The sequence below is a fragment of the Paramagnetospirillum caucaseum genome, assembly GCF_000342045.1.
Classification (GTDB): Bacteria; Pseudomonadota; Alphaproteobacteria; order Rhodospirillales; family Magnetospirillaceae; genus Phaeospirillum; species Phaeospirillum caucaseum.
Genome location: NZ_AONQ01000018.1, coordinates 59,413 through 74,390 on the forward strand (window position 1 = coordinate 59,413; position 14,978 = coordinate 74,390).

19 protein-coding genes and 1 riboswitch are annotated in these 14,978 nt (G+C 69.0%); of the genes, 8 read left to right on the forward strand and 11 right to left on the reverse strand.

Going from position 1 to position 14,978, the window contains the following annotated elements; all coding sequences use genetic code 11:
- Positions 1–8 precede the first annotated feature (8 nt).
- Genes H261_RS08595 through H261_RS08620 form a run of 6 tightly spaced genes read right to left on the reverse strand, consistent with a single transcriptional unit; the run spans position 9 to position 3,763 of the window.
- The gene (locus H261_RS08595; RefSeq protein WP_008616546.1) at positions 9–743 is read right to left on the reverse strand and encodes a capsid assembly protein; all 735 of its coding nucleotides are present in this window, start codon (positions 741–743) and stop codon (positions 9–11) included.
- Positions 744–777: 34 nt separating this feature from the next.
- The gene (locus H261_RS08600) at positions 778–1,044 is read right to left on the reverse strand and encodes a Bbp19 family protein (RefSeq protein WP_008616547.1); all 267 of its coding nucleotides are present in this window, start codon (positions 1,042–1,044) and stop codon (positions 778–780) included.
- Positions 1,031–2,662 carry a portal protein gene (locus H261_RS08605; protein WP_008616548.1) on the reverse strand — a complete coding sequence of 544 codons (1,632 nt, stop codon included), beginning with the start codon at positions 2,660–2,662 and terminating at the stop codon, positions 1,031–1,033. Before H261_RS08605 ends, H261_RS08600 begins: the two co-directional genes overlap by 14 nt.
- A 2-nt stretch (positions 2,663–2,664) precedes the next feature.
- Positions 2,665–2,874 (reverse strand): hypothetical protein, encoded by a 210-nt coding sequence (locus H261_RS08610; protein ID WP_008616549.1) that lies wholly within the window; start codon positions 2,872–2,874, stop codon positions 2,665–2,667.
- A 23-nt stretch (positions 2,875–2,897) separates the two neighbouring features.
- The gene (locus H261_RS08615; protein WP_008616550.1) at positions 2,898–3,407 is read right to left on the reverse strand and encodes a hypothetical protein; all 510 of its coding nucleotides are present in this window, start codon (positions 3,405–3,407) and stop codon (positions 2,898–2,900) included.
- Positions 3,404–3,763 carry a hypothetical protein gene (locus H261_RS08620; RefSeq protein ID WP_008616551.1) on the reverse strand — a complete coding sequence of 120 codons (360 nt, stop codon included), beginning with the start codon at positions 3,761–3,763 and terminating at the stop codon, positions 3,404–3,406. The genes H261_RS08615 and H261_RS08620 overlap by 4 nt, the downstream gene beginning before the upstream one ends.
- Positions 3,764–3,882: 119 nt before the next feature.
- Here H261_RS08620 and H261_RS08625 point away from each other — a divergent pair, with 119 nt between their 5' ends.
- Both H261_RS08625 and H261_RS08630 read left to right on the forward strand, forming a co-directional pair.
- Positions 3,883–4,518: a S24 family peptidase gene (locus H261_RS08625; protein ID WP_008616552.1), complete on the forward strand. Its 636-nt coding sequence runs from the start codon at positions 3,883–3,885 to the stop codon at positions 4,516–4,518.
- A gap of 57 nt (positions 4,519–4,575) precedes the next feature.
- Entirely contained in the window at positions 4,576–4,842 is a 267-nt protein-coding gene (locus tag H261_RS08630) for a hypothetical protein (RefSeq protein ID WP_008616553.1), read from the forward strand.
- A gap of 90 nt (positions 4,843–4,932) precedes the next feature.
- Here H261_RS08630 and fabI read toward each other — a convergent pair whose 3' ends face one another.
- The gene (gene fabI, locus H261_RS08635) at positions 4,933–5,736 is read right to left on the reverse strand and encodes an enoyl-ACP reductase FabI (protein WP_008616554.1); all 804 of its coding nucleotides are present in this window, start codon (positions 5,734–5,736) and stop codon (positions 4,933–4,935) included.
- 173 nt (positions 5,737–5,909) lie between these two features.
- Positions 5,910–5,988: riboswitch (SAM riboswitch) on the forward strand.
- Positions 5,989–6,039: 51 nt separating this feature from the next.
- Between fabI and metZ the strand changes: the two genes are divergently transcribed.
- The 4 genes from metZ (at position 6,040) to H261_RS08655 (ending at position 9,121) form a co-directional block, all read left to right on the forward strand.
- On the forward strand, positions 6,040–7,236 hold the full coding sequence (gene metZ, locus H261_RS08640) for an O-succinylhomoserine sulfhydrylase (RefSeq protein ID WP_008616555.1): 1,197 nt from the start codon (positions 6,040–6,042) through the stop codon (positions 7,234–7,236).
- Positions 7,237–7,319: 83 nt separating this feature from the next.
- The gene (apaG, locus tag H261_RS08645) at positions 7,320–7,712 is read left to right on the forward strand and encodes a Co2+/Mg2+ efflux protein ApaG (protein ID WP_008616556.1); all 393 of its coding nucleotides are present in this window, start codon (positions 7,320–7,322) and stop codon (positions 7,710–7,712) included.
- 68 nt (positions 7,713–7,780) lie between these two features.
- A complete protein-coding gene (gene folE / locus H261_RS08650; protein WP_008616557.1) occupies positions 7,781–8,440 on the forward strand; it encodes a GTP cyclohydrolase I FolE in 660 nt (219 codons plus the stop codon).
- Positions 8,441–8,515: 75 nt separating this feature from the next.
- Positions 8,516–9,121 carry a hypothetical protein gene (locus tag H261_RS08655; protein WP_040476034.1) on the forward strand — a complete coding sequence of 202 codons (606 nt, stop codon included), beginning with the start codon at positions 8,516–8,518 and terminating at the stop codon, positions 9,119–9,121.
- Positions 9,122–9,131: 10 nt separating this feature from the next.
- Here H261_RS08655 and H261_RS08660 read toward each other — a convergent pair whose 3' ends face one another.
- Genes H261_RS08660 through H261_RS08675 form a run of 4 tightly spaced genes read right to left on the reverse strand, consistent with a single transcriptional unit; the run spans position 9,132 to position 12,361 of the window.
- Positions 9,132–9,722 (reverse strand): hypothetical protein, encoded by a 591-nt coding sequence (locus tag H261_RS08660; protein ID WP_008616560.1) that lies wholly within the window; start codon positions 9,720–9,722, stop codon positions 9,132–9,134.
- Positions 9,723–9,727: 5 nt separating this feature from the next.
- A complete protein-coding gene (locus H261_RS08665) occupies positions 9,728–10,342 on the reverse strand; it encodes a hypothetical protein (protein WP_235062898.1) in 615 nt (204 codons plus the stop codon).
- A gap of 55 nt (positions 10,343–10,397) precedes the next feature.
- Complete coding sequence (locus H261_RS08670) at positions 10,398–11,408, reverse strand: alpha/beta hydrolase (protein WP_008616566.1); 1,011 nt, start codon at positions 11,406–11,408, stop codon at positions 10,398–10,400.
- Positions 11,408–12,361 (reverse strand): ABC transporter ATP-binding protein, encoded by a 954-nt coding sequence (locus H261_RS08675; protein WP_008616568.1) that lies wholly within the window; start codon positions 12,359–12,361, stop codon positions 11,408–11,410. Before H261_RS08675 ends, H261_RS08670 begins: the two co-directional genes overlap by 1 nt.
- On the opposite strand from H261_RS08675, the gene H261_RS08680 reads away from it, so the two are divergent.
- Both H261_RS08680 and polA read left to right on the forward strand, forming a co-directional pair.
- Positions 12,360–12,614 carry a zinc-finger domain-containing protein gene (locus H261_RS08680; protein ID WP_008616571.1) on the forward strand — a complete coding sequence of 85 codons (255 nt, stop codon included), beginning with the start codon at positions 12,360–12,362 and terminating at the stop codon, positions 12,612–12,614. The two genes, H261_RS08675 and H261_RS08680, sit on opposite strands and share 2 nt — an antisense overlap.
- Positions 12,615–12,718: 104 nt before the next feature.
- A partial coding sequence (gene polA, locus H261_RS08685; protein WP_008616572.1) for a DNA polymerase I occupies positions 12,719–14,978 on the forward strand: 2,260 nt, incomplete at its 3' end.

The window sequence follows — 14,978 nt, forward strand, 5'->3', positions numbered from 1 at the left end:
GCCGGCTGTCACTCCCCGTAGAGCTTGCGGAAGCCCTCGCTGACCTTGGCGATGAACGCCGGGTCCTTGGCCTTCCAGTAGCGGGGATCGTTGATCATCTTCTTCAGCTGTTCCTCGGAGCGGCCATCCTCGCCCAGCGGGGCGGCGGCGCCGAGCGACGGCTCCTCCGACTGCATCAGGCGGTGCATGGTCTTGACCCCGTCGGCGGTGGAGGCCAGGGCCTCGTAGGCCGCCTGGGGCAGGTTGGCCTTGCCCCAGGCCTTGATCTGGCGGGCGCTTTCCTGCCACTGGGCGTCGCCGCCGAAATGGCGCTTCAGATGCTCGATCTGGCTGTCCTGGTCGTGGCACTGGGTCAGGTGCTCGACCAGCGGCAACAGCCGCTCATGGGCCAGATCGTAGAGCATCTGGGCCTGGTCCTGGGTGAAGCCGGCCTGGTGCAGGCGCTGGTTCAGGCCGGGATCGCTGGCCAGGGACGGATGCCGGGTGGCGATCCGGTAGAGATCGTGGCTGTCGGGGACGCCGGCCGCCCGGCGGAAGGCGGCGACCTCGTCCTCGGCGGCCTGGGGGCCGGGTACCCGCACCATGGCGGAGGCGCGGCGCTCCAGGTCGCGATAGGCCCGCAGCAGGGCGTCAACGCGCACCTGGCCGGTGGCGGCGTCCCAGAATTTGGCGGGAACCTGCTCGGGGCGGGACCCGGCGCTGGCATCGGCGGCGGCGGGCGAAGGGGGCAATTCGGACGGCATGATGATGAACTCCTGTGTCTTGGATGGAACGTCCCTACATCCCGCCCCGGCCACGGGCGGCCAGGGCGAGGAGGTGCAGGACCAGGTGACGCTGGCCTTCCAGATGGCGCAGCGCGTTGTCGCCGGATTCGGGTCCGAGGCAACGGTCGAGGGTCATGGACTTCAGATGCTGCAGCACGGCCTCGCCATCGGGAGTGGCGAACAGCCGGGCGGTCTGGCGGGCGAGCAGCAGCAGCGCCTCGTCGCCATGGATCGCGGCCGGGGCGTCCAGCCAGGTCCAGCCGGATTCAGGCCGGGACATGGACGCCTCCCGCCGGCGGAGCGCCGGCCGGATTCTCCAGCCCGCGCACCAGCCGCTCGAGCGCCCCGGGATCGGCAACCGCCCCGTCCGGCTCCGCCGCGCCGCCGGGGCGGACCAGCTCCGACGGCACGTTGAAGGCCCGGGCCAGCCAGCGGGCGGCGGCCTCGGCGTCGACGGTGCCCTGGGCCGCCGGCCCCAGGCTGGACAGGGCGCCCAGCCAGGAGAGCACGTTGCGGGCGTCGCGGCGGCCCTGGTTCTGGGCCAGGGGCGAGCGGTACTGCAGGTCGATGGTCCGCCCGTCCACCGCCAGATCGGGGATCTCCCCCCGCCGTTTCAGGATGTGGACGGCGCGCATGACCAGTGGGGTCAGCAGCTCGCTCTGCAGGCGGCCATAGGTGGCCCCCAGCAGCCGGGCCATGTCGTCCGAACGCTGCAGCACCTCGGTGGCGGTCAGGGCCGGCGCGGCCGGCTGGCTCAGCTTGTCGCCCATCAGGGCGTGGCGGATACGGCCCCTGAGATCGTCGAGCACCAGTTGCGAGGTGTCGAAGCGTCCCGGCGAGACCAGCGGCTGCAGCCCGGCCGAGCCCACCGCCTTGGGGATGATGGTGCCGGGCACCAGCTTGATGTTGGCGGGATTGAGCACCCCGTCGTCATCGGCCTGCCAGATGCCGGTCACCGCGATGGTGGCGTTCTTCAGCACCAGTTCCACCACCTTGTTGGCGGTCTTGATGTCGGGCAGGGCCTTCATCACCGGCGAGCGGCCATAGACCTCGCCCGGGGCCTTCAGCCAACGGAAGTTGAGGAAGGGCGAGCCGGAAAACTGTCCGCGCCCCAGGACCAGCTCCGAGGATTCGTCGTCCAGCACGGCGGCGTAGGAATAGCCGCCGCGCGCCGGAACCACCGCCTCGACCAGCCCCAGGCGCAGGTCGGGGTCGTCGGAGGCCGCCTTGACCACCGCCTCGGGCAGGACGGCGCGGGGAAAGCGGGCCTTCAGCGCCGCCACCGACACCTCGCTGCGGCGGAAGGTGACGTCCAGACGCCCGGCCGCCCCCTCCTCCAGCACCACCTGGCCCAGGGGAACCGAGGTGAAGCGGAAGGCCGAGGGCTCGCCGGGCAGCGCTTCCTCGAACAGCAGCGAGGCGGTGCCGCCGGTCACCGCGTCCAGGTAGCACTGGTGCATCTCGATGGCGAAGTTGGAGCGGTCGAAATGCGACTGCATCACGGCGGCGGTCCGCTCCAGCAGCGGCGCCGCCTCGTCGCACTCGGCGGCGGGCAGCTGGTCGCCGGCCGCCAGCCCGAACCATTGCGCCCAGGGTGGGGTCAGCTCCGACAGCAGGCTGGCCGCCAGCTGGTCGACGCAATCGGGCGCCGTGCCGTCGAACAGGCGGTCGGCCTTGCGCTCGCCGGGAACGGCGCCGTGGAACATGCCGTCGCGCAGCGGCAGGGCGTAGTCGTAGCATTCCTGCCAGTGGGATTCCCAGGTGGCGCGCCGCTCCTTGGCCTTGCGGTAGCGCCGCAGCAGCACCGACGGATCGTCACCGCCGGGGCCGAGCAGCGCCTCGCCCAGGGCGGCGCGGTCCTTGCCGGCCCTGGCGAGGCGGGCTTCGCTGTCCTCCATGGTCAGTCTCCCAGCAGGGTCTTGGCCGCCCGGTCGCCCGACGGCTGCAGCAGCCCGGTCTCCGAGGTGGCGATGGTGCCCATCAGGCCGCGGCGGTTGCGGCTGATGGCGTTGCGCCGCTCCTCCGCCGCCTCGGCTTCGGGATCGGGCGACGGCGGCAGCACGACCGGGGCCGGGGCCGGCGGCGGGTCGGAAGCGAAAAAACCACCCATGGCATGTCTCCTTTGGCGAAAGTTCATGTTTTGTTCCGACAGACGGCCGAATCCATCCGCTCCGCGGAGGCGGGGTGGTGGTCCGGACATGGATCTGGCGTTGATGTGGGGACATTAACCCTATAATTTCCTAAATTCAAGGATTTTTTTCCAGATCGTGTGAGGTGATCGTGAAGCTGTCCCGGGGTCAGCACCCAGCGCTCCTGCAGGCCGAGCACCCGCTTCACCGCCTCGACGCAGGAATAAAGGCCGAGGGGACTGGGGCGGCGCGGCGGGCGGCGCACCTCCGTCTCCACCACCGTCAGTCCCTCCTGACTCCGCAGCCAGCCCGGCAGATCGGTGGCGGGATCGAGGGACCAGAGCTCGACCGACGTGCGGTGGGCCAGGGGGTTGACGCAGACCCAGGCGCCGTTCAGCTCCAGCAGGACGAAGCAGTGGCGAAACCCCGGCCGCAGCAGCCGCAGCCAGCCCAGGTCGGCCTTGCCCGAGAACACCACCAGGGCGCGGGGCGGGGGCGGCGCGGGGGGCGTCACAAGACGATTCCCTTGGCCCGCAGCGGCGTGGCCAGCCGGTCCAGCGCCTCCCGCCACAGGCGGCCGGCGGTGGCGTCGCCCTCGCCGGCCGCCGCGCCGTTCTGGCGTCCGAACCGCACCAGCGCCCGCAGATGGGCGCCGCTCAGGATGCGGCGGCGATAGAGCCGCCGGACCTCCAGCACGATGTCATCGGGGGCGCAGGGCCGGGCCACGGCGCCCAGTCCCGCATGGTAGCGCGCCCCCTCGTCGCGGGCCTGCTGGCATTGGGAATACCAGATCCAGGCATCCTCGGGCGTGGCGAAGGGCTCCCCCTCCCTTTCTTCATATGTTGGCTGTATGGATCGCCTTTGGGCCATATCTGTTCTCCGACAATAGGACATTATGCCGCAGATTGATGCCCAATCCCCCGAATAGAGTCAACGAAAAGGTTTATGTTCCTGTGGCACCAGACGCCGAATTGCGGGACCATCTTCCCATGCTGAAGCACGCCGACATCTGGGCCGCCATCGATGCGCTTGCCCGTGACCACGGGCTGACGGCGTCGGCGCTTGCCCGCAAAGCCGGGCTGGACCCCACCACCTTCAACAAGAGCAAACGCATCACCCGCGAGGGCAAGCCCCGCTGGCCCTCGACGGAAAGCGTCGCCAAGGTGCTGGAGGCCACCGGCGCCACCATGACCGCCTTCGTCGGCTATATCGAGGACATGGCCCAGCCGCAGCATCCGGCCAACACCATCCCGCTGGTCGGCTTCGCCCAGGCCGGCGACCGCGGCTTCTTCGACGATGCCGGCTATCCGGTGGGCGGCGGCTGGGATGAGATTCCATTCCCCGAGATCGGCGATCCCCACGCCTACGCGCTGGAGGTCAGCGGCGATTCCATGGAACCGCTCTATCGCGACGGCGACGTGGTGATCGTCTCGCCCGCCGCCGGGGTGCGGCGCGGCGACCGGGTGGTGGTGCGCACCACCGACGGCGAGGTGATGGTCAAGCAGTTGGTGCGCCAGACCGCCAAGCGCATCGAGCTGGCCTCCCTCAACCCCGAGCATCCGGGACGCTCGCTGGCCGCCGAGGAGGTGGCCTGGATCGCCCGCATCCTGTGGTCCAGCCAGTAGGGCTTGCACCGACGTTTCCGTTATGTTCTTATTTCCGCCTTGCCCGAGGAGGCCGGAATGCCCGTCCGCTTTTCCTTCCGGCGGATGGACGCGGCGGAACGCCGCCATGACGGCCCCATCCCGCCCGCCGCTCCGCCGCCCGGCGCGGCGCGGGCGAGGCTGTTCCAGCGTCTGGCCGCCGAGCAGCGCGAGGACATCGCACGCCGCCGCCAGGCCTTGAAGGCGGCCACCCTGGCCGGCGACACCATCCTGCGCCGCGACCAGGGATTGCTGCGTTTCTACCGCGACCAGGGCGCCGCCTGGACGGCGTCCCGGCTGGACTGAAATGCGGGCAGGATGCCCGCGCTCCGAACCGGCCCCTTTCCCTGGAGCACGGCCGCCCTGGCCGCACTCCAGGGAGAAGCCACGTCCATCCTATCCGACGATGTGGGCGCCGCCGTCGATATACAGCGTGGTGCCGGTCACCGACTTGGCCAGATCGCTGACCAGATAGGCGGCGAACGAGCCGCAATCGTTGATGTCGGCCAGTTGGTGGGTGGGCGCCTTCTGGGCGGCGGCGTCCATCAGCTCGTCGAAGCGGTCGATGCCCGAGGCGGCGCGGGTCTTCAGCGGGCCGGGCGACAGGGCCACGACGCGGATGCCCTTGGGGCCCAGTTCATGGGCCAGGTATTTGGTGGTGCTTTCCAGCGCCGCCTTGACCGGTCCCATGACGTTGTAATGCTCGACCACCTTGCGGCCGCCGTAGAACGACACGGTGATCAGGCTGCCGCCGTTCTTCATCAGCGGCTCGGCCAGCTTGGCGCAGCGCACGAACGAGAAGCACGACACGTCCATGGCCAGGGCGAAACCCTCGCGCGAGCAATCGGTGACCCGGCCGTGCAGGTCGTCGCGGTTGGCGTAGGCGATGGAGTGGATGACGAAGTCCAGGCGGCCCCACTTTTCCTCGATGGCCTTGAACACCGCCTCCAACTGCCCGTCCTCGCGCACGTCGCAGGGCATGACGATGGGCGCGAACAACTGTTCGGCCAGGGGGCGGACGTACTTTTCGCCTTTTTCGTTGAGATAGGTGATGGCCAGCTCGGCGCCATAGGCATGGCAGTGCCGGGCGACGCCATAGGCGATGGACTGGTCGTTGGCGATGCCGATCACCAGCCCCTTCTTGCCCCTGAGGTCCAGCAATTGCAGCGGCGCCGGGGCGCCCTTGACGTCGGAATTCATGACTGCCCATCTCCATTGATTTTCTGTTGCAGTGCAGCATAGCCATCCCCGCCACCGGCCTCAAGCGGTATGACCAGCCCCGCCCTGCAATTCGCACAACGGTAATATTCGGAAAATATTGAGTGTTCACCCGGCCGCCAACGGGCTTGACGCTTGGCCGGACCCGGCGCTATGACTTGGCGCGTGGTGATTTGTCCGACCGGATTGCGGCCACGTAAAATATTCCGCTAAAGAGGTCCGAGCGCTCCTTGAACCGAGCCCCGGCCCGCTCCATCGGTCGGGGCTTTTGTTTTCGGAGGTCACATGAGCAGCAGCGATTCCAAGCCGTCCCGCCCCTGGCGCCCCCGCACCCTGGCGGTGCGCGGCGGGTTGTCCCGCACCAATTTCCGCGAGACCTCGGAAGCCATGTTCATGACCTCGGGCTATGTCTACGACAGCGCCGCCGAGGCCGAGGCAAGCTTCGACGGCACGCTCGACCGCATGGTCTATTCCCGCTTCAAGAACCCCACCGTCGCCATGTTCGAGCAGCGGCTGGCCGAGATCGAGGGGGCTCCCGCCTGCCGCGCCACCGCGTCCGGCATGGCCGCCGTGCATGCCGCCCTGCTCTGCCAGCTCCGGGCCGGCGACCGGGTGGTGGCGTCCAAGGCGCTGTTCGGCTCGTGCCACTGGATCATCAACGAGTTGCTGCCGCGCTACGGCGTCGAGCGGGTGTTCGTGGACGGCACCGATCTGGCGGCCTGGGAAGCGGCGCTTTCGGCGCCCACCGCCTGCGTCTTCCTGGAGACCCCCTCCAACCCGACGCTGGAGATCATCGACCTGGCCGCCGTCTGCGAACTGGCCCACAAGGCCGGGGCCAAGGTGGTGGTGGACAACGTCTTCGCCACGCCGATCCTGCAGAGTCCGCTGCAGCTGGGCGCCGACATCGTGGTCTATTCCGCCACCAAGCACATGGACGGCCAGGGCCGCTGCCTCGGCGGCGCGGTGCTGGGCTCGGCCGAGTTCTGCGCCGACGTGCTCGGCCCCTTCCTGCGCAACACCGGCCCGGCCCTGTCGCCGTTCAACGCCTGGGTGCTGTTGAAGGGCCTGGAGACCCTGGACCTGCGCATGGAGCGCCACTGCGCCAACGCCCTGAAGATCGCCCGCTTCCTGGAGACCCGCCCCGAGGTGGCCCGCGTCCTCTATCCCGGCCTGGAAAGCCATCCCCAGCACGAATTGGCCAAGCGGCAGATGCGCGGCTGGGGCAGCATCGTCGCCATCGAGCTCAAGGGCGGCAAGACGGCGGCCTACACGCTGCTGGACGGGGTGGAGCTGATCGACATCTCCAACAACCTGGGCGATTCCAAGAGCCTGATCACCCATCCCTGGACCACCACCCACCAGCGCCTGTCGCCAGAGGACAAGCTGGCCATGGGCATTTCCGAAGGGCTGGTGCGCCTGTCGGTGGGTCTCGAGGATTGCGACGATCTGATCGACGACATCGCCCAAGCCCTGAAATCCTAGAACGCCTCGATTCTGTTCGGTGGACAAATGCCGATGCCCGCCTGATATGATGGGCATCGGTATTGTTCCTGACGGGGATTCGCATGTACAGCCAGACCACCCGGGACATCGAAGTGACCGTCAAGCCGTTCTACCTGGACGATCAGTCGTCGCCCGGAGACAGCCACTTCGTCTGGGCCTATCGCGTGCGTATCGTCAACAAGGGCAAGAGCACCGTCCAGCTGATGCGCCGCCACTGGGTGATCACCGACGCCATCGGCCGGGTGCAGGAGGTCAAGGGCCCCGGCGTGGTGGGCGAGCAGCCGGTGCTGCGCCCCGGCGACGCCTACGAATACACCTCGGGCACGCCCTTGCCGACGCCGTCGGGCATCATGGTCGGCACCTACGAGATGACGGACGAGGATGGCTCCTCCTTCGATATCGCCATTCCCGCCTTCTCGCTGGACAGCCCGCACGAGAAACCCCGGCTGAACTAGCCGGACTTGCAAAATCACGGAGGCGGCGCCACATGCCGGATCGTGACCACCGCGAAAGGAAAGCCGCCGTGAGCAAGGACGCGAGCTCCCTCACCCTGCCCAAGGAACTGCTCCCCGCCGCCCAGCCCCGCCTGGACAAGCCAAGCCGGGAAGAGGCGGAGGAGGCCGTGCGCACCCTGCTGCGCTGGGCCGGCGACGATCCCGACCGCGAGGGTTTGGTGGGCACCCCCGACCGGGTGGTGCGCGCCTACGAGGAGTTCTTCTCGGGCTACGACCAGGACCCCACCGAAATCCTCCACCGCACCTTCGAGGAAACCGACGGCTACGACGAGATGGTGCTGCTGCGCGACATCCGCCTGGAATCCCATTGCGAGCACCATGTGGTGCCGATCATCGGCAAGGCGCATGTGGCCTACCTGCCCAACCGCCGGGTGGTGGGCATCTCCAAGCTGGCCCGGGTGGTGGAGATCTATTCGCGGCGCCTGCAGATCCAGGAAAAGCTCACCGCCCAGATCGCCAACACCATCAACGACGTACTGCAGCCCAAGGGCGTGGCGGTAGTGATCGAGGCGGCGCACCAGTGCATGACGACGCGCGGCATCCACAAGCCCGGCGTCACCATGGTGACCAGCCGCATGCTGGGCGCCTTCCGCGACGACGCGGCCACCCGGCGCGAGTTCATGGCGCTGATCCACAACCAACACTCTGGTGGCCTGTCGAACGTTTAGCCTATCCGCTTTGCCCACCTTGCCATAATGAGCGAATGCGCGCAGCATCTCCCCAACCAATGGGGGAGTGGTGCGATGCGGGGGATGATTCTGGCTGCCGTCCTGGCGGTGGGGATGGCTGGTGGCGTTTGGGCGGAACCGATGGTGGAGTACAAGGGCCGGCGAATTCAGGTCGCCGACGGCGACCAGAGCCGCGAATGCCTGGCCCTGGTCCGCAAGGCCATCGACATGACGGCGGAATTACCGCCCAAACAGCGCGCACTGACCTCCGAGGTCAAGGATTTGCGCTGTTCCCCCATCCCCGAGGCCCGGCGGACCAATGCCGTCGTCGACAACACCATCGGAATCTACACCATGCAATCGCCGGACACCCCCGGCGGCTATATCCGCTTTCCCCTGAAACCCGGCAACCTGTCCGCCGCCGACGTCGCCATGTCGCTGATGGGCAACGGAAGCTACGCCCACTGGCATCGGGCCTACCTGTCGGCCCGGCAGAAGGGGCCGAACGACCCGGTCGCCCGCAAGTACCATGCCCTCCTGACCAAGAGCGACGTGAAGGCGGTCCTGATGGCCGAGTGCGAGTTGATGGAAAACGACCGCGTCGCCGTGCTGGCCCTGGGCCTGGGCGAGCGGCGGGCGGCCTCCATCGGCAAACGGATGAGCGTACGCGGCTGTCCCTGAGAGGGCAGGGCTACTTCTTGGCCTTGCCCCGGGGCATGCGCGATTCCATCAGGGCGTGCAGCTTGGTGTCGAACAGCCAGAGCATCACGCCCTCGCCGTCCTCCTTCATCTGGCCCTCGTTGGTGCCGTTCAGCCAACGGACGAAATAGGGCGCCTTCTGCACCGGCGGGCCCCAGCGCTCGGCCAGAAAGGCGGCGGTGGCGTTGAAGGCGTTGGGCGGCTGGCGGCCGACGATCTGGAAGATGCGCTGGCTGCCCGCCTCGTCCTCGATGGTCAGGAACCATAATTCGGTGGGAATGCCGCCCACCTGGGCGGGACGCGGGCTCCAGTTGTTCTTGCCGTCGTCCTGGAACAGGGCGCAGCGGTCGACCTTGGCGGAGACCATGGCCCCCACCATCATCAGCGGCGTCTTCTCCACCCCCGGCGGCTTCTCCGGATCCCAGCCGCACACCATCCTGGTGTTGGCGGGCAGCGCCGAGAAGCGCAGCTGGTTGGCCCGCATGCCCAACTGGGCCGGCCCCAGGTCCAGGGGCCGGGTGGTGTCGGCGGCGAGAGCCGGCAGGGCGGACAGCAGCAGGCAGAGGAGAACGGCAAGACGCATGGCGGCTACTCGCGGATGGCGGTTCCTGGGGATTTCATCAGCTTGCGCAGGCGGATATCGCCGATGGCGACGGCGAACTCGTCCGGGTGTTTCTCATCGATGAACATCAGGGTCTCGTGCTGCTCGTCCTGCCAGCCGAGGAAGCGGCTGGCCCTGGTGGAGGGCTCGCCCAGCAGGGCGCCCAGCAGCCCGGCCGCCTTGTCCCATTCGCCGGCCTTGGCCCACAGGCTGAGCTGGGCCAGGCGATAGCGCCCCTGGGCCCCGTGCTCGATGAAGATCAGCCACAGCCGCGCCTCGCCGAACACCGTCGCCACCCCGGCCTGCCGCCAGGAATCGCCGCCGTCGTCGGCGAACACCGAGCAGCGCCGCACATGGTCGGCCCCGCGCGAGCGCTGGGGCTTCATCTGGCCGGGATTGGCCAGGGACGGCTTGTCGGTATCGGATTCGCAGACGATGCGCCGGCCGGGCGCCAGCTTCATGGCGCGCACATCCTCGAACAGCGCGCCGGGTTGCGGCAGATCCTCGCCCAGGGCGCGGACCACCTTCGGATCGGCCAGGGCCGGCCCCCAGGCGACGATGGCCGCCATCACCAGTGTCCAGAGCCCATGTGAAGCCGTCATGAAACGTCCCAGGTCATTTCGCACCTGCGAAGTATGGCACGGGACCGGCGATCCGTCACCGGCCCTCCGACGCAAGGGTCGCAAGCTTTTCTGACGCCGCCCTGTCAGCCCCCGACGGCAGCGGAGCGGACGGGTCGGCGACCCAGGCGGCGATATCGTCGATCACCACCCGGGCCTGCAGGTCGCGCAGCAGCATGTGCCAGCCATCGGCATAGAGGGCGGCGCGCTGGCGGGTTCCCAGATGGGGCAGCCCGGCCACCGCCGCCCAGGTGGGCTCGGGCGGGATGATCTCGTCGCGGGCGCCGTAGAGCAGCAGGGACGGCAGGTCCAGGCGGGGCGCGTCGCCTTGCGCCGCGTCCATCAGGTCCACCAGACCGAAGATGGCGTCCACCCGCGTCTCCTTGATCACCAGGGGATCCTTCGACAGGGCGCGCAGCATCTCGATATTGTCCGAGGGCTGGATTTTCAGGCCCCTTCCGCTCAGCGTCCAGCCCGGCGCCAGCCGGTAGGCCAGCCACAGGGCGGCCCGCTGGTACCACGGCATGCTGGCCCGCCCCCAGACCGCCGGGGCCGACAGGATCACCCCCTTCACCTCGGGCGGCGGAACGTGGACGGCGGCCTCGATGACCACCGCGCCGCCCATGCTCTCGCCCAGCAGGTAGAGCGGCGCCCGCGGATGGCGGACGGCCAGCAGGTGGACGGCGGTGCGCAGGTCGGCGGCCATGGCCGCGGTGGACGACCACCTGCCGGGATGGGGCCCGGCGCCGAACCCCCGCTGGTCGTAGGCGTAGACGGCGATCCCCTTGGCGGCCAGAGCCCGGCCCGGCCCGTCGAAGGCGTTGGAATAGTCGTTCATGCCGTGGGTGGCGACGATCACCGCCCTGGGCTCGCCGTCGGGCAACCACGAGCGTAGTGGCAGGCGCGCCCCGTCGGCGGCGGCGATGGCGCCGTCCTCCAGGACGGGCGGGCGGATGGCGGGGCCGGCGGGATGGGTGGTGGCGGCGCAGGCGGAAAGCAGCAAGGCCATCAGCAGCCCCCCCAGGACACCCGCGGCGCGCGCGCCCATTATTTCGACGAGGTCAGTTGCAGGAAGATGTCCTCGAGGTCGGTCTCCTCGGTGGACAGGTCGGCGATGGTCAGGTCGGCGGCGGCGAAGGCGGCGAGGATGCGGCCCATGGGCGTGGTCGACGGGCGATACCGCAACAGCAGCCGCCGCCCGTCCAGCCGCTCCGGCCCGAAGGCGAGCAGCGCCGCCGGAATCTCGGCCAGATCGGCGGCCAGGGTGATGGTCAGGGTCTTGCCGTCGATGCGCTTCAAGAGGTTGGGAGTGGAATCGCAGGCCACCAGCCGGCCGTGGTTGATGATGGCGACGCGGTCGCAGAGCTGCTCCGCCTCCTCCAGGTAGTGGGTGGTCAGCAAGATGGTGGTGCCCCGCGCGTTGAGTTCACGCACATAGGCCCACAATTGCTGGCGCAGTTCGATATCGACGCCGGCGGTGGGTTCATCCAGCACCAGGACCGGCGGGGCGTGCACCATGGCCTTGGCCACCAGCAGCCGGCGGCGCATGCCGCCCGACAGCGTCCGGGCATAGGCGCCGGCCTTGTCGGCCAGCCCCACCGCCTCGAGGATTTCCATGGTGCGGCGTTCGGCCTTGGGCACCCCGTACATGCCGGCCTGCACGTCCAGTAATTCGCGCGGCGTGAAAAAGGGGTCGAGGTTCAGTTCCTGCGGCACCACGCCGATGGCCGCCTTGGCGCCGCGCGGGTCGGCGTCGATGTCGCGGTCCCAGATCCTCACCCGGCCCTCGGTCTTCAGCACCAGCCCGGCCAGGATGTTGATGAAGGTGCTCTTGCCCGCCCCGTTCGGCCCCAGCAGGCCGAAGAACGAGCCGCGGGGAACCGACAGGCTGACGCCGTCGAGCGCACGCTTTTCACCGCCCCGGCCGCGATAGACCTTGACCAGGGAGTGGGCCTCCACCGCCGATTCGGGCGGGGTGGCGTGAGAGAGTGATTGAACCATGGCCGCCAATGGGTATCATCCGGCCAACACCTCGGTCAACGGAGCACCCATGTCGTCCGCTTCCACCCAGCCCGCCGCCGCCTTCGAAACCGTCACCGTCTCCGCCGCCAAGGTCGCCTGTGACGGCGACGTGGCCACGGGTCTCGGCCATCCCCGCGTCTTCCTCGACCTGACCGCCGAAGGCAAGATCGTGTGCCCCTATTGCTCGCGCACCTACGTCCTGGCCGAAGGCGCCAAGATCGGTCACCACTGAAGCCGATCGTATCGGCTTCAGCTTTGCCTGTGGCGCGCCCGTCCCGGGCGGGCTCAATCGCCGCTCGGGCTTTTGAGGGTTTTTCCTTCTGAAAGGGCGGCACCATGTCCTCCCCCCGCCACGTCACGCTGATCGACGGTTCGGGCTTCATCTTCCGGGCCTTCCACGGCCTGCCGCCCATGACGCGGGCCGACGGCACGCCGGTTAACGCCGTCTACGGCTTCACCACCATGCTGATGAAGCTGCTGGCCGACAGCCAATCCGATCACGTGGCGGTGATCTTCGATTCGTCGCGCCAGACCTTCCGCAGCGACATCTATCCCGAATACAAGGCCCACCGCCCGCCGGCCCCCGAGGACCTGGTGCCCCAGTTCCCCCTGGTGCGCGACGCCACACGGGCCTTCGACCTGCCGGCCATCGAGCTGGAAGGCTTCGAGGCCGACGACCTGATCGCCACCTATGCCCGCCTGGCCGTCGAGGCCGGGGCCAGGGTCACCATCGTCTCGTCCGACAAGGATCTGATGCAGCTGGTGGGCGATCGCGTCGAGATGTACGACCCCATGAAGAACCGCGCCATCGGCGAGGCCGAGGTGCGGGAAAAATTCGGCGTGCCGCCCCATAAGGTGGTCGACGTCCAGGCCTTGTGCGGCGATTCCTCGGACAACGTGCCGGGCGTGCCGGGCATCGGCGTCAAGACCGCCGCGCAGCTGATCGAGGAATACGGCGATCTCGACACCCTGCTGGCCCGGGCCGGCGAGATCAAGCAGCCCAAGCGCCGCGAAACCCTGATCGCCAATGCCGAGTTGGCCCGCATCTCGCGCCAGCTGGTCCGCCTGCGCACCGACGCGCCGGTGCCGGTGCCGCTGTCCGAGCTGGACGTCAAGCCGCCAGCGCCCGAGAAGCTGGCCGCCTTCTGCGCCGCCCAGGGCTTCAGGTCGCTGATGGGCCGCCTCAACGCCAGGATTCCCGGCGCCCCCACCGCCACGCGGGCGATCGTCACGGCGGCTCCGGCCGAAGCCCCGTCCCTGCCGCCCGCGGTGGAGACCGCTTACGAACTGGTCACCGACCTCGCCGCCCTGGACCGCTGGATCGCCCAGGCCACCCTGGCCGGACTGGTGGGCTTCGACACCGAGACCACCGGCCTCGACCCCCTGCGCGCCCGGCTGGTGGGCGTGTCGCTGGCGGTGGCGCCGGGGCGGGCCTGCTATATCCCCGTCCTGCACGCCCCGGCCCAGGCCCAGGGCGACCTGCTCGGCGGCCCGTCGGCCGACACCCCCGAAATCATCCCCGCCGCCGAGACCCTGGCGCGGCTCGCGCCGCTGCTGGCCGATCCCTCGGTGCTGAAGGTCGGCCACAACATCAAGTACGACATGCAGGTGATGGCCGGGCTGGGCCTCGGCGTCCTGCCCTTCGACGACACCATGCTGCTGTCCTACGTGCTGGACGGCGGCAGCCACGGCCATGGGCTGGACGAGCTGTCCCTGCTGCATCTCGGCCATGCCAACATCCCCTTCTCCGAGGTCTGCGGCAGCGGGCGCAATCAGGTGACCTTCGACAAGGTGCCCCTGGACAAGGCCTGCGCCTACGCCGCCGAGGACGCCGACATGACCCTGCGGCTGCACGCCGCGCTCAAGCCGCGCCTTTTGTCTGAGCGCATGGTCTGCGTCTACGAGACCCTGGAGCGCCCGCTGGTGCCGGTGATCAGGGACATGGAGCGCGACGGCATCAAGGTGGACCGCGCCCAGCTGATGGCCCTGTCCGAGGATTTCGGCCGCCGCCTGGGCGAGCTGGAGGCCGAGGTCATCGGCCTCAACAACGGCGAGGCCTTCAACCTGGGCTCGCCACAGCAGCTGGGCAAGGTGCTGTTCGAGACCCTTGGCCTGCCCGGCGGCAAGAAGACCAAGACCGGCCAGTGGGCCACCGGCGCCGACGTGCTGGAAGAGCTGGCCCATCTTCATCCGCTGCCCGCCCGCCTGCTGGACTGGCGGATGCTGTCCAAGCTGAAGGGTACCTACACCGACGCCCTGGTCGCCCAGATCAACCCGGCGACGGGGCGCGTCCACACCTCCTACGCCCTGGCCGTCACCACCACCGGGCGGCTGTCGTCGAGCGACCCCAACCTGCAGAACATCCCCATCCGCAGCGAGGAAGGCCGCAAGATCCGCCACGCCTTCATCGCCGAGGCCGGAAAGAAGCTGATCAGCGCCGACTATTCCCAGATCGAGCTGCGTCTGGTCGCCCACGTGGCGGAGATCGAGGGCCTGCGCGACGCCTTCGCCCATGGCCAGGACATCCACGCCATCACCGCCTCCCAGGTGTTCGGCGTGCCGGCGGAAGGCATCGATCCGGGCTTACGCCGCCGGG

Bases quoted from the DNA above. Each gene is read 5' to 3' on its own strand.
- H261_RS08595 (WP_008616546.1), bottom strand. From the start codon at position 743: ATGCCGTCCGAATTGCCCCCTTCGCCCGCCGCCGCCGATGCCAGCGCC.
- H261_RS08600 (WP_008616547.1), bottom strand. From the start codon at position 1,044: ATGTCCCGGCCTGAATCCGGCTGGACCTGGCTGGACGCCCCGGCCGCG.
- H261_RS08605 (WP_008616548.1), bottom strand. From the start codon at position 2,662: ATGGAGGACAGCGAAGCCCGCCTCGCCAGGGCCGGCAAGGACCGCGCC.
- H261_RS08610 (WP_008616549.1), bottom strand. From the start codon at position 2,874: ATGGGTGGTTTTTTCGCTTCCGACCCGCCGCCGGCCCCGGCCCCGGTC.
- H261_RS08620 (WP_008616551.1), bottom strand. From the start codon at position 3,763: ATGGCCCAAAGGCGATCCATACAGCCAACATATGAAGAAAGGGAGGGG.
- H261_RS08625 (WP_008616552.1), top strand. From the start codon at position 3,883: ATGCTGAAGCACGCCGACATCTGGGCCGCCATCGATGCGCTTGCCCGT.
- H261_RS08630 (WP_008616553.1), top strand. From the start codon at position 4,576: ATGCCCGTCCGCTTTTCCTTCCGGCGGATGGACGCGGCGGAACGCCGC.
- fabI (WP_008616554.1), bottom strand. From the start codon at position 5,736: ATGAATTCCGACGTCAAGGGCGCCCCGGCGCCGCTGCAATTGCTGGAC.
- metZ (WP_008616555.1), top strand. From the start codon at position 6,040: ATGAGCAGCAGCGATTCCAAGCCGTCCCGCCCCTGGCGCCCCCGCACC.
- apaG (WP_008616556.1), top strand. From the start codon at position 7,320: ATGTACAGCCAGACCACCCGGGACATCGAAGTGACCGTCAAGCCGTTC.
- H261_RS08655 (WP_040476034.1), top strand. From the start codon at position 8,516: ATGCGGGGGATGATTCTGGCTGCCGTCCTGGCGGTGGGGATGGCTGGT.
- H261_RS08660 (WP_008616560.1), bottom strand. From the start codon at position 9,722: ATGCGTCTTGCCGTTCTCCTCTGCCTGCTGCTGTCCGCCCTGCCGGCT.
- H261_RS08665 (WP_235062898.1), bottom strand. From the start codon at position 10,342: ATGACGGCTTCACATGGGCTCTGGACACTGGTGATGGCGGCCATCGTC.
- H261_RS08670 (WP_008616566.1), bottom strand. From the start codon at position 11,408: ATGGGCGCGCGCGCCGCGGGTGTCCTGGGGGGGCTGCTGATGGCCTTG.
- H261_RS08680 (WP_008616571.1), top strand. From the start codon at position 12,360: ATGGCCGCCAATGGGTATCATCCGGCCAACACCTCGGTCAACGGAGCA.
- H261_RS08675 (WP_008616568.1), bottom strand. From the start codon at position 12,361: ATGGTTCAATCACTCTCTCACGCCACCCCGCCCGAATCGGCGGTGGAG.